Genomic DNA, 12,318 nt, shown 5'->3' on the forward strand with positions numbered 1-12,318 from the left:
GAATTTTCACCGCACTTTTTTATTTCATCCCAAGCAATTTAGCTATTTCCCTTCCGCCACAGTTTTCTTTTCTTCCAATTCTTCCCAACGCATAAATGCCGTTTCCAGTTTGGCTTCGGCATCTGCCAACGCTTTCAGTTTGGCATCCGTCACATCGTGAGATTGTTGGAAGAAATTCGGGTCACCGATTTCGGTTTGAAGTGCGGTGATTTTTTCTTCTAAATCTTCCAACAGTTGAGGAAGTTGTTCCAGTTCACGCTGTTCTTTGTAAGAAAGTTTGACGGTTTTTGGTTTATTGGAAACCGGTTTATTTTCCACCGCACTTTCTTCTTTTTTCGGCTCAATTTTTTTCTGTTTTACAGCATCCTGTTCGGCTCTTTGAGCAAAATAATTGGCTTGTTGCTGTTTGGCATCGAAGAAGCCACCAACGTATTTGTTCAACACACCGTTACCTTCAAAGATGTAACATTCCGTGGCGGTGTTATCGATAAATTGACGGTCATGGCTGACGATGAGCAATGTGCCTTGGTAATCGGTGAGGATTTCTTCCAAAAGCTCTAACGTTTCTACGTCCAAGTCATTGGTCGGCTCATCAAGAATCAATAAATTATTCGGTTTTAATAATAATTTTGCCAATAACAAGCGATTACGTTCACCACCAGAAAGGGCTTTTACCGGCGTCATGGCGCGTTTTGGTGGGAACAAGAAATCTTGCAAATAGCCCAACACATGGCGTTTGATGCCATTGACTTCCACGTCCTGCTTACCATCGGCAACGTTATCCATCAGGGATTTTTCCGGATCAAGATCGGCACGATATTGATCAAAATAGGCAATGTCTAATTTGGTTCCGCAGCGAATGGAGCCGTTTGTCGGTTGAATTTCACCGAGCAGCAATTTGATAAAGGTGGTTTTACCACACCCGTTCGGGCCGACTAAAGCGATTTTGTCGCCGCGTAAAATGGTGGTGCTAAAATCTTTAAGTAATTGTTTGCCGTCAATGTCGTAACTAACGTTTTCCATTTCAAACACGATTTTGCCGGAGCGGCTGGACGTATCTAATTGCAATTTTGCGGTACCCATCACGTCACGACGTTGGCGTCGTTCTTCGCGCATGGCTTTTAACGCGCGCACGCGTCCTTCATTACGGGTGCGACGGGCTTTAATGCCTTGACGAATCCAGACCTCTTCTTGCGCTAAGCGTTTATCAAACAGCTCATTTTGCAAGGCTTCTACCCGCAAATTTTCTTCTTTCGCGGTAAGGTATAAATCGTAGTTGCCGGGGTAAGACACCAATTTGCCACGATCTAAATCCACAATGCGAGTCGCCATTTTGCGAATGAAAGAACGGTCGTGAGAAATAAACACAATGCTCCCGCCAAATTCCATCAAGAAATTTTCCAACCATTCGATGGCATCCACATCCAAGTGGTTAGTCGGTTCATCTAACAACAACACATCCGGGTTACACACCAAGGCGCGCGCCAAAGCGGCTTTGCGCAACCAACCACCGGATAAATCAGCAAGCTTAGTATTCGGATTTAATTCAAGTTTTTGTAACACTTCATTGATTTTATTTTCAAACTGCCAACCATTAGCATGTTCCAATTTCGCTTGAATTTGGGCAAGTTGGTTTAACGTCTGCTCGCTGTAATGCTGCTCTAGCTGCACGGAAATATGATGGTATTCCTTCAATAAATCCGCCAAATGCTCAATGCCTTCCGCTACATAATCAAACACATTGCCTTCTGCATGGCGCGGCGGATCCTGCTCTAAACGGGACACGACCAAGTCTTTTTCATACTGCACTTTGCCGTCATCCATAATGACATCACCGGCAATAATTTTAAGCAACGTAGATTTGCCTGCGCCATTGCGGCCGACTAAACAGACGCGTTCGTTAGGTTCGATATGTAACTCCGCATGATCCAATAAAGGGGCGTCGCTGAAAGAAAGATATCCGTTGGTTAAGCTGATAAGTGCCACAAAAAATCCTTTAAAAATAAAAAAATAGTCATGAAATGACTTATGCTTCGACAAGCTCAGCAAGCGTCATTTCATATTAATGATAAATAACGACCGCACTTTAAAGTTGCTGATACACCTTCAATGCGTACGCATCTGACATGCCGGCAATGTAATCGCAAATCACGCGTTTTTTACCGTTTTCTTCTGCATTCCGCCAGCGGTTGGCGGTGTTAGTTGGGAGTAATCGTTGCGGATCCGAATCAAAAATTTGGAACAGCTCCGTCAAAATACGCTGACCTTTGTATTCTACACGTTGAGTTTCCACGTTATTAATCACGTATTTCTGGACAAAATTTTTGAATACTTTCAATACACCCACCACTTCCGACGGTAATTCGGCGTTATAACGCAACAGCGGATCGCTAAACTCAGGTTGAATTTTCCAACGCACATTAGTGATGAAATAATTCACTAACGCACCGATAGCGTTTTTACGTAAGTAATGTTGATCGGAAAACAGTTTTGTACTGATATCGTCAATATGTTGTCGCATCCAATCTGATTGACAGTCTTTCAATGCATTCAAGGCCTCTTGCCATTGCTGCACATTGACGACGCCTACCACAATGGCATCCTCTAAATCATGTACGCCGTAAGCGATGTCATCCGCTAGCTCCATAATGCTACAGTCGAGGGATTTAAAACGAGTCTTTAAAATCTCTTGCGGATTTGACCGCTCTTTTTGGAGTGAACCGAATAACGCACGATCACTTTCAGAAAGCGGCTTGAGCAACCAGTTAAACATGTCAAGATCGTCACGGAATAATCCTTTCCCCGGTCGCCAGTCAGCGATTTTGACATAACGAGGATCGCTATACTGGGTTTCGGCTAATTGATCATATTGCGCGGAAGAGACATCCAAAATGGTCGGGTATTTCACAATGCCAAGAAGGGTACGACGGGTTAAATTCATGCCGGCATTAGGCGTGTAAGGTTCAAGCTTGGTGAGCAACCGAAAAGTCTGTGCATTTCCCTCAAAACCGCCATTATTGCGCATCATATAATTGAGTGCGACCTCGCCACCATGCCCAAAAGGCGGATGACCGATGTCGTGCGCAAAACACAAACTTTCGATTAAATCATTGGTGGGCAACAAAGGACTAAGTTGTTTTTGTAACTCGTTTTTATCCTGAGACAGTTGTTGTGCCAAAGTAGCAAAGGCTTCAGCAAATTTGAGTTGTGCCACAAGGCTGCTGCCGATTTGTGCCACTTCCAAAGAATGGGTTAAGCGAGTGCGGTAGAAATCATTTTCGCCCACCGCATGAATTTGTGTTTTTGCCTGTAAACAACGAAAAGCGGCAGAATGGAGAATACGTCCGCGATCACGACGAAACGGCGGACGGTGGTCTTTTTCCCGTGGTTTATCGTCAATAAAACGTTGCTGCCAACGGGGATTAATTTGATTTTTCATGCTATACCAATGCGTAGATCAATTTGAAGACAAAAGGTGCCAAAACTGAGCTAATGATACCGCACAATACTAAAGAAATGGAACTGTAACTCCCTGCTTTTGCATTATTTTCCATGCAACTGACCGTGCCTAACGCATGAGAAACAGCCCCAACGGATAAGCCGATCGCTTCTTGATTTTTTAAGCCGATTTTTTTTAAGAGTAAATAGCCGAAAATGGAGCCTTGCAAACCGGCAACGACGACTCCAACAGCTGCTACCGAAGGAATCCCGCCCAAATTTTCAGAGACTGCCATGGCAATCGGTGTAGTAATAGATTTCGGTAAAATAGTCGCCACAATATCCGGTTTCGCCCCCAGAAGTAATGCCAATACGGCGCCACTAAACATGGCTAGGAGAGATGCGGACACAGTGGTAATTAAAATAATCTGCCAGTGACGGCTGATTTGTCGAAGTTGCTCATATAACGGCACTGCTAATGCCACAATACTGACGCCCAATAAATTATTGAGCGGCGCATTGCCGGCCATATAGGTGTCATAAGGCAGATGAAATGCCAGCAAGACAGCCACTAACATTAGCACGGTTAACACAAAGCTATTTAATACCACCGATTTCCAACGTTGATTGATTTTCACCGCCAAAACAAAAGCAAGAATTGTCAATAATGTGTAAGCATAAACAAGATAAGACATCATTCCTCCTTCGCCCGTTTTTTCATGATTTTATGTTTGAGGTGTGTAAAGGATTTGAGGGAAAACAGATAGTCGGACAGTAAACCGATCACAACCAAGGTCACGCAAGTACTGACCATATTCGGCACTAATAATTCTTTCATTTGATCCATGAGCAAGCCGGAATATTTGACGATTCCCACACTGACCGGCACAAATAATAACGCCATATAACGAATTAAAAGACGGGAGGAAAACATCACCCATTCCACTTTGACGATACGTAACACCAAACAGGTAAACAGCAGCAATAATCCCCAAATACTCGATGGAATACCAATAGGTACGTAATGGGCGACTAAACCGCCAAGATAGAGCATAAGATAAAGAATGAGCAACGATCTTGCTAATTCAAACGCTTTCCGATACATAAACAAACTCAACTTTTTTTTAAACTTTAAAATAATTTTACTCCTATTTAGTTAGTAGGGGAATTTATTATTCAAAACGGGGAGTAAAGCCTGAAAAAGAAAAAAGTGCGGTGAAGATTTCACAGATAAAAAATCATCAAATGTGTTGAATTTTATACAGTTAAATAAAATTACAAAGTTTTTACTTGCAACTGAAATACAATCCCTTATAATACCGCTCGTTTTTACGAGACTTATCAGTGTTGCCTGGGTGGCGAAATTGGTAGACGCAGCGGATTCAAAATCCGCCGTTGAATAAACGTGTCGGTTCGAGTCCGACCCTAGGCACCAATGATAAGTTTCTGAAGAATAAAAGCTGCGGTAAAACGCAGCTTTTTTTGTAACTAAATCTTCCCTTCCGCTTAAAATTTACCGAGAAAAACGACCGCACTTTTAATGCGCTAATGATTATGCCACAAGGATTTTTCTGCATTCTACTGTTGCTACTCTCTTTTACACTTCAGGCAAAAACGCTCACCTGTCGTGTTGTAGGCATCACTGATGGCGACACCTTTAGCTGCCTAACCACAAATAACCAACAGATAAAAGTACGTTTAGCCGAAATTGACGCCCCTGAGCATAACCAACCTTTCGGTAAAAAATCTCGTCAACGACTTGCTTCACTCATTCACCAACGACATGTCAAACTGGCGGTTACAGGAGAAGATCGTTATCACCGCACGTTAGCCACGGTATATAATTCCCAAGGGCAAAATGTCAATTTAATCATGGTGCAACAAGGCATGGCCTGGGCATATAAACAATATGCGATGACCCCCATTTATGCCCAAGCCGAACAAATTGCCCGCAATAAACACCTTGGTCTTTGGCAGGATCGTTCTCCAATTGAACCGCACTTATGGCGTCATTCCAAAAGGTAAATTACATGAATTTTGACCCCATGACATTTCGTCAATATTTTCCTTATTTCACGCATAACGATGCGGTGGTGTATTTAGATAATGCCGCAACGACATTAAAACCACAATGTCTCATTGATGCCACGGTGGATTTTTACCAGTCCGCCGGTTCGGTGCATCGTAGTCAATATGATGAAAAACAGACCGCACTTTACGAGCAAGCTCGTACTCGTGTAAAACACCTCATTAATGCGGAAGATGAACAAGCGGTCATTTGGACATCAGGCACTACTCAAGGGATTAATACCGTTGCAAATGGCTTATTGCCACATCTAAAGACTGGCGATGAAATCATTATTAGTGAAGCGGATCATCACGCCAATTTCGTTACTTGGCATCAAATTGCCGAAAAAAGCGGGGCAAAACTTCATGTATTACCGATTGATGATAGTTGGTTAATTAACACCGAAACCTTGCTAAAACAATTAAATCCAAACACTAAACTGGTGGCGTTAAATTTTGCATCGAATGTCACCGGCACCCAACAACCTGTCATACAACTGATTCAGCATATTCGAGACAAGAGTTCTGCCTTCATTTTGTTAGATGCAGCGCAAGCAATTAGCCACGTTAAAATTGACTTAGCCGAATTGGATGTGGATTTTATTGCTTTTTCCGCCCATAAAATTTACGGGCCAACCGGACTTGGCGTGTTAAGCGGAAAATTATCCTCACTCAATTTGCTACAACCGCTACAATATGGCGGTAAAATGATCAGCAAAGTCAGCAAAGAGCAAATTACGTTTTCAGGATTGCCTTACCGTTTAGAAGCCGGTACACCCAATATTGCCGCCGTCATTGGTTTTAATGCAGTGTTAGCATGGCTAAGCCAATGGGATATTGCAGAAATGGAATCCTCCGCAGTACATTTAGCGGAAATCACTCGCCGACGCTTAAGCCATTATGAAAAATGTAAACTCTTTAATTCGCCACAACCAAGCTCGGTGGTCAGTTTCGTTTTTGAAGACATTAACGCTTCTGATTTAGCCACCTTACTCGCAGAACAACAGATTGCACTACGCGTTGGAGAACATTGTGCCCAGCCTTATTTGGCACGCTTAGGACAAACGGCTACGTTGCGTTTATCTTTTGCTCCATACAATGTAGCCTCAGAGGTCGAAACCTTCTTTAACGCATTAGATAAAAGTTTAGAATTATTAAGATGAATATTGAACAACAATTAGCTGAAACAAAACATTGGGAAGAACGCTATCGCTTGATTATTCAAGCTGGAAAAAATCTTCCTGAGCCAAATGAAGAAGAATTGGCAACGATGCACGGCATTCCGGGCTGTGAAGTGCAAGTCTGGTTTAAATTCACGGAAAAAACAGACCGCACTTTTCACTTTCAAGCCTACAGTGAAGCGCGGATTATGAACGGTTTATTATGGATTTTGTTACAGCGCATTGAAAATCAAACGCCTGAAGCTTTGCGCCAATTTGATCTAACCGCTTATTTCAATGCATTAGGCATTGCTCAACGGTTAAGTTCTACTCGATTAAATGGCTTGAAGCATATTGAAGAAATTTTGCATAACTTATAAATAAAAAAAGCGCGAATAAACCGCGCTTTTTGTTTGTGTTATTTTTCCAAATGCTTAATTTTCTTGATCACGTTCGATGTGGAAAAGCCATTCTCAAAATTCAGTACTTTCACATCGCCACCGTTTGCCCAGACTTCTTTACTACCGGCAATGTCTTCCGGTTTATAGTCGCCGCCTTTCACCAATAAATCAGGCAAGACTTCACCAATTAAACGTTGCGGCGTATCTTCATCAAAGGCAACCAGCCAATCCACAGAAGAAAGACCGGCAAGCACCGCCATTCTCGAGGCTAAATGATTAATCGGTCGTTCTTCCCCTTTTAAGCGTTTTACCGATTCATCCGTATTCACAGCAACAATTAAACGATCACCTAACTTACGGGCATTTTCTAAATAAGACACATGACCCGGATGCAAAATATCAAAACACCCGTTTGTCATCACAATTTTCTCGCCACGCTCTTTTGCCAATTTAACCGCTTGTTTCAATTCAGCTTCGGTCATCACACCAAAACCGGTTGTAGTTCGCCCATGAATCGCATTTTCCAACTCGACGGTTGAAACGGTTGATGTGCCCAATTTACCCACCACAATACCGGCGGCCACATTGGATAAATAACAGGCCTCTTCAAAACTACGGCCATCCGCTAACGCGATTGCAAGCACACTGATCACCGTATCGCCCGCCCCTGTCACATCAAAGACTTCTTTTGCCTCTGTCGGCAAATGAAATACCGGTTGATTTGGACGCAATAAGGTCATGCCTTTTTCAGAACGTGTCACCAAAAGTGCAGTGAGATTGATGTCTGAAATGAGTTTCAGCCCCTTGTCGATAATCTCTTGTTCGGAATGACATTTCCCCACGACCGCTTCAAATTCCGACATATTCGGCGTTAGCAAGGTTGCACCGCGATAACGTTCAAAATCAGTCCCTTTCGGATCGATCAATACCGGCACATTGGCATTGCGCGCAATTTGAATCATTTTTTGTACATCATTTAAGGTGCCTTTGCCGTAATCCGAAAGCACTAAAGCACCGTAATTTTTGACCGCACTTTCTAATTTTTGTAATAAATTTTCGCTTGTCACATTTTGAAAGCCTTCTTCAAAATCAAGACGTAAAAGCTGTTGATGACGGGATAAAATACGTAACTTGGTAATCGTTGGATGGGTAGATAATTGAACAAAGTTACAATCGATTTTTTGTTGTTGTAATAATGCCGTCAATGCTGCACCCGCCTCATCCTGACCGGTCAAACCAAGTAACTGTACCGGCACATTTAATGACGCAATGTTCATCGCCACGTTTGCTGCACCGCCCGCACGCTCTTCATTTTTCTGAACGCGTACCACCGGCACCGGCGCTTCCGGCGAAATTCGATTGGTCGTACCAAACCAATAGCGATCCAACATCACATCGCCTAATACCAAAACTTTTGCCTGATTAAATTGTGCAGAATATTGACCCATTTGATTTTCTCTTAACTTATTGAAATAAAAAATTTTGCTAATATTACCACAGGGGAAATGCTATTTCCTAAAAATTCCGTTAAACTAAAAACCAATTGAAGTCATCCTGTAATCCTTATGGCAAAATCAGTTCTTCCGACATTTAAAATTGAATTTCTCCATCCAAAACACTGGGGCTTTTGGCTCGCACTCGGTATTTTCCGCTTAATTCTACTTCTGCCTTACCCTATTTTATGCAAAATTGGCAATGGATTAGGTTGGCTGTTTGCTAAAACCGGTGTGGGCAAGCGACGCGCTAAGATCGCGAAGCGCAATCTGGAACTTTGCTTTCCTGACTGGTCTGAACAACAAATTCATCAGATTTTACACGCCAACTTACGCGCTACCGGAATGGCGATTATTGAAACCGGTATGGCGTGGTTTTGGTCTGATCGTCGTATAAAAAAATGGTCAAAAATTGAAGGGCTTGAGTATTTAAAAGATAATCTGGCAGACGGCATTATTTTCGTTGGCGTACATTTCTTAACGCTGGAATTGGGCGCTCGCATTGTTGGCATTCATCAATCGGGGATTGGGGTTTATCGCCCTAACGACAATCCATTATTTGATTGGCTTCAAACACAAGGGAGATTACGCTCCAATAAAGCGATGCTGGATCGTAAAGATCTCCGTGGCATGATTAAGGCGATACGAAATGGGGATATTATTTGGTATGCACCGGACCACGACTATGGTCGAAAAAATGCCGTTTTCGTGCCGTTCTTTGCGGTTCCTCACACTGCAACAACAACCGGCAGTTATTACTTATTAAAGTCTTCTCCAAACAGTAAAGTGATTCCTTTCGCGCCGCTTAGAAACGCAGATAATTCCGGCTATACGGTCACCATCTCTCCGCCGGTTGATTTTTCTGATCTACGTGATGAAGCTGAAATTGCGGCAAGAATGAACCAAGTGATTGAAACAGAAATTATGAAAGGCGTTGAACAGTATATGTGGCTCCATCGCCGCTTTAAGACACAACCGAATGAAGACAATCATTTATATAAATGACTAGATACAAAAAAGGTGAGCCGCAAGCTCACCTTTATTTTAAATGATTTTTTATAATGCTTCCGAATCTAACTCATCAGCCATCGCAGAGAGAATTTCACGCGTTAAATAAGCCAAAGAACGATAAAACGGCAGTGTAGCCTGTGTTTCAACTTTCACTAAAAACTTAGCTGCACAAGGCAGCAAAAAACGTTCAAATAACTCCTGTTGGGCACTTAAAGAATCCGCATTATCTTCCAACCAAGATGCGGTTAACAATAACATAGCGAAATGATCGATATTCTCAGCTTCAGGCAAACCACGAACTTGGCGAAAATCATGAAACTCTTCAACAGAAATGTCATACGCAGAAATTTCTGTTGCAACATTTCCGGATTCACCAAAAAGCTTTTGGTATTCTTTATCTAACAAGGTTAAATCAATTGTCATTTGTAATGAATCTAACGCCTTTTGGCTGTCATTATCTTCGTTTAATGCCCAAACTTGAGATAAATTACCTTGATTTAGCCAAGCAAATACACCGGATAAAATAGGATCTGTCGGCTGGCGATAAAATAAATTACCAAATAATCGACTAATCAAAGAAAAGTTATTTAATTGTAGGTTCTCTTGCATTATGCCTTATCCTCTTTCGCTAAAAGTGCGGTCAGATTTTCTTGCGTTTTTTGTGTCGCACGATTCAAAATATTCAAATAACCTGATTCATTTAATAAATGTATATCGCCAAAAATATCATGCTGAATATCCGTAATACCGCAGAAATTAAATAAACCATCAACCAAACAGGTTTGCAAAGCTTTATCAAAATTCAGACTTTGGTAACGCTCAAGATTATTTCCCATGGTGATAAAATGTTGCATTTTTTTATCGCTCAATAAACCTACCGAACAACCATTTTCAGTTTGATAGGCAAAGCCATAACTCAACACCCGATCCAAATAGCCTTTCAAAATTGCCGGAAATCCCATCCACCAAAGAGGATAGACCAACGTAATCAAATCAGCGGCTTTTATCAGATTTTGTTCAAATTTCACTTCTTCCGGTACAATGCCAGCTTGACAAGCACCTAATTCATCCCAAGACAAAATGGGATTAAAATTTAATGTGTAAAGATCTCGTACAATCGTTTCGACATTCATTTCATGAGATGCCTGAACAATACGTTCTACTAAAGCTCGATTAAAACTTTGTTGGTTAGGGTGAGCAAAAATAATTAAATGCTTCATTAACGTCCTTAAATCTTATTAACTTTTAATGTAATGCTATCCACAGCCGTTACTTCAACAATGTCATTCACCGCTAAATCACGTCCTTGTATTCGCCAAGTAGTATCGCCAAAAGCGCCTCTACCAATACCATTTTGACCAATTTCCAAAACTTTACCCTGCGCCCCTATCATTGCATGATCCCGTTGGTTAAGAACACTTTTTGATTGATCGATTTGATCTTTACCATGTTGATAACGCCACCAGATAATACTGAAAATACTGGCAATAACGGCGTACATTACCGCAAGAAAAGAAAGAGGTAGCGTAGGAATCAATTTTGTCATGCCTGCGATTACAATGGCAGATAATCCCCACCATAAAAGAAAAACACCCGGCACTAAAATTTCAGCAATAAGCAAGACAAAACCAAGAATAAGCCAATGCCAAACACCCCAGTCTGTTAACCATTCCATACCAACCTCTACTTTATGATTAATTTGTTTTTTTATCGGATTTTAATAACTCAGAAATTCCTGCAATTGAACCGATTAAATTACCCGCTTCTAAAGGCATTAAAACAACCTTACTGTTATCCGAACCACCAATTTCTTTCAATGCTTCAGTATATTTTTGTGCGATAAAGTAATTAATCGCTTTCGTATCACCATGAGCAATTGCGTCAGATACCATTTGCGTTGCTTTCGCTTCCGCTTCAGCTGCACGTTCACGGGCTTCAGCCTGTAAGAATGCCTCTTGTCTTTCCCCTTCGGCTTTCAGAATGCGCGATTGTTTTTCCCCTTCTGCTCGTAAAATCTCAGCTTGACGCACCCCTTCTGCTTCCAAAATATCTGCACGTTTATTACGTTCAGCTTTCATTTGAGCATTCATAGCAGCAATCAATTCATGTGGGGGACGAACATCGCGAATTTCAATACGGGTGACCTTAATTCCCCAAGGATTTGTCGCTTCATCCACAATAGACAGCAATCGGCTATTAATTGAATCACGTTGAGACAACATTTCATCCAATTCCATTGAACCTAATACAGTTCGAATATTTGTCATAGTAAGGTTGATGATAGCTTGCTCTAAATGATTTACTTCATAAGCAGCATTACGTGCGTCAATAACTTGAACGAAACATACCGCATCAATAGCTACGTTGGCGTTATCTTTTGAAATAACTTCTTGTGATGGAATATCTAAAACCTGTTCCATCATATTAATTTTACGACCTACACGATCAACGAATGGAACAACAAAATTTAAACCAGGCATTAAAGTACGGGTATAACGACCAAAACGTTCAATAGTCCAGTTATAGCCTTGCGGGACAATCTTAAGCGTAGAATAAAGCACCACACCAACAAGCACGACAAAAATAATAGCGGCGATTGGTAATCCATCTAAAAAATACATAATTTTCTCCTTAAAACATCAACAGTTACCCTTTAAAGAATAACAATTAGCACAAAATTTGTATATAACAATTCAGGTATGTTCTATTGTCTGCAGTTATACTAGCTTCTTTCTATTTTCCAATGCA

At 41.5% G+C, this 12,318-nt stretch carries 13 protein-coding genes and 1 tRNA gene; 5 read left to right on the forward strand and 9 right to left on the reverse strand.

What is annotated here, in order from left to right:
* Positions 1 to 42: 42 nt before the first annotated feature.
* From HMPREF9064_RS04125 to HMPREF9064_RS04110, 4 genes are all read right to left on the reverse strand, one after another.
* Positions 43 to 1,986, reverse strand: a complete 1,944-nt coding sequence (locus tag HMPREF9064_RS04125) for an ABC transporter ATP-binding protein (RefSeq protein ID WP_032997897.1) — start codon at positions 1,984 to 1,986, stop codon at positions 43 to 45.
* 100 nt (positions 1,987 to 2,086) lie between these two features.
* Complete coding sequence (locus tag HMPREF9064_RS04120) at positions 2,087 to 3,439, reverse strand: anti-phage deoxyguanosine triphosphatase (protein WP_006718514.1); 1,353 nt, start codon at positions 3,437 to 3,439, stop codon at positions 2,087 to 2,089.
* 1 nt (position 3,440) lies between these two features.
* A complete protein-coding gene (locus HMPREF9064_RS04115; RefSeq protein WP_006718516.1) occupies positions 3,441 to 4,136 on the reverse strand; it encodes a CidB/LrgB family autolysis modulator in 696 nt (231 codons plus the stop codon).
* Complete coding sequence (locus HMPREF9064_RS04110; protein WP_006718519.1) at positions 4,133 to 4,543, reverse strand: CidA/LrgA family protein; 411 nt, start codon at positions 4,541 to 4,543, stop codon at positions 4,133 to 4,135. Before HMPREF9064_RS04110 ends, HMPREF9064_RS04115 begins: the two co-directional genes overlap by 4 nt.
* Before the next feature lie 244 nt (positions 4,544 to 4,787).
* Between HMPREF9064_RS04110 and HMPREF9064_RS04105 the strand changes: the two genes are divergently transcribed.
* The 4 genes from HMPREF9064_RS04105 to HMPREF9064_RS04090 all read left to right on the forward strand — a co-directional run bounded on the left by HMPREF9064_RS04105 (position 4,788) and on the right by HMPREF9064_RS04090 (position 7,045).
* Positions 4,788 to 4,873, forward strand: a tRNA-Leu gene (locus HMPREF9064_RS04105).
* Positions 4,874 to 4,986: 113 nt separating this feature from the next.
* Positions 4,987 to 5,463, forward strand: a complete 477-nt coding sequence (locus HMPREF9064_RS04100) for a thermonuclease family protein (protein ID WP_006718521.1) — start codon at positions 4,987 to 4,989, stop codon at positions 5,461 to 5,463.
* A 5-nt stretch (positions 5,464 to 5,468) separates the two neighbouring features.
* Positions 5,469 to 6,668: an aminotransferase class V-fold PLP-dependent enzyme gene (locus HMPREF9064_RS04095; protein ID WP_032997899.1), complete on the forward strand. Its 1,200-nt coding sequence runs from the start codon at positions 5,469 to 5,471 to the stop codon at positions 6,666 to 6,668.
* The gene (locus HMPREF9064_RS04090) at positions 6,665 to 7,045 is read left to right on the forward strand and encodes a SufE family protein (RefSeq protein ID WP_006718525.1); all 381 of its coding nucleotides are present in this window, start codon (positions 6,665 to 6,667) and stop codon (positions 7,043 to 7,045) included. Before HMPREF9064_RS04095 ends, HMPREF9064_RS04090 begins: the two co-directional genes overlap by 4 nt.
* A 38-nt stretch (positions 7,046 to 7,083) precedes the next feature.
* On the opposite strand, the gene hldE is transcribed toward HMPREF9064_RS04090, so the two are convergent.
* Positions 7,084 to 8,514, reverse strand: coding sequence for a bifunctional D-glycero-beta-D-manno-heptose-7-phosphate kinase/D-glycero-beta-D-manno-heptose 1-phosphate adenylyltransferase HldE (hldE, locus tag HMPREF9064_RS04085; RefSeq protein ID WP_006718527.1), 1,431 nt, complete (start codon positions 8,512 to 8,514; stop codon positions 7,084 to 7,086).
* Positions 8,515 to 8,631: 117 nt separating this feature from the next.
* On the opposite strand from hldE, the gene HMPREF9064_RS04080 reads away from it, so the two are divergent.
* Positions 8,632 to 9,564, forward strand: a complete 933-nt coding sequence (locus HMPREF9064_RS04080) for a Kdo(2)-lipid IV(A) acyltransferase (RefSeq protein ID WP_006718529.1) — start codon at positions 8,632 to 8,634, stop codon at positions 9,562 to 9,564.
* Between the two features lie 51 nt (positions 9,565 to 9,615).
* Here the strand turns inward: HMPREF9064_RS04080 and HMPREF9064_RS04075 are convergent, their stop codons facing one another.
* Genes HMPREF9064_RS04075 through HMPREF9064_RS04060 form a run of 4 tightly spaced genes read right to left on the reverse strand, consistent with a single transcriptional unit; the run spans position 9,616 to position 12,191 of the window.
* A complete protein-coding gene (locus HMPREF9064_RS04075) occupies positions 9,616 to 10,179 on the reverse strand; it encodes a TorD/DmsD family molecular chaperone (RefSeq protein WP_006718531.1) in 564 nt (187 codons plus the stop codon).
* On the reverse strand, positions 10,179 to 10,790 hold the full coding sequence (locus HMPREF9064_RS04070) for an NAD(P)H-dependent oxidoreductase (RefSeq protein ID WP_006718533.1): 612 nt from the start codon (positions 10,788 to 10,790) through the stop codon (positions 10,179 to 10,181). The genes HMPREF9064_RS04075 and HMPREF9064_RS04070 overlap by 1 nt, the downstream gene beginning before the upstream one ends.
* 8 nt (positions 10,791 to 10,798) lie before the next feature.
* A complete protein-coding gene (locus HMPREF9064_RS04065) occupies positions 10,799 to 11,245 on the reverse strand; it encodes an NfeD family protein (protein WP_006718535.1) in 447 nt (148 codons plus the stop codon).
* Positions 11,246 to 11,264: 19 nt separating this feature from the next.
* Positions 11,265 to 12,191 carry an SPFH domain-containing protein gene (locus HMPREF9064_RS04060; RefSeq protein WP_006718537.1) on the reverse strand — a complete coding sequence of 309 codons (927 nt, stop codon included), beginning with the start codon at positions 12,189 to 12,191 and terminating at the stop codon, positions 11,265 to 11,267.
* Positions 12,192 to 12,318 lie beyond the last annotated feature (127 nt).

The sequence above is a fragment of the Aggregatibacter segnis ATCC 33393 genome (genome assembly GCF_000185305.1).
Lineage (GTDB): Bacteria > Pseudomonadota > Gammaproteobacteria > Enterobacterales > Pasteurellaceae > Aggregatibacter > Aggregatibacter segnis.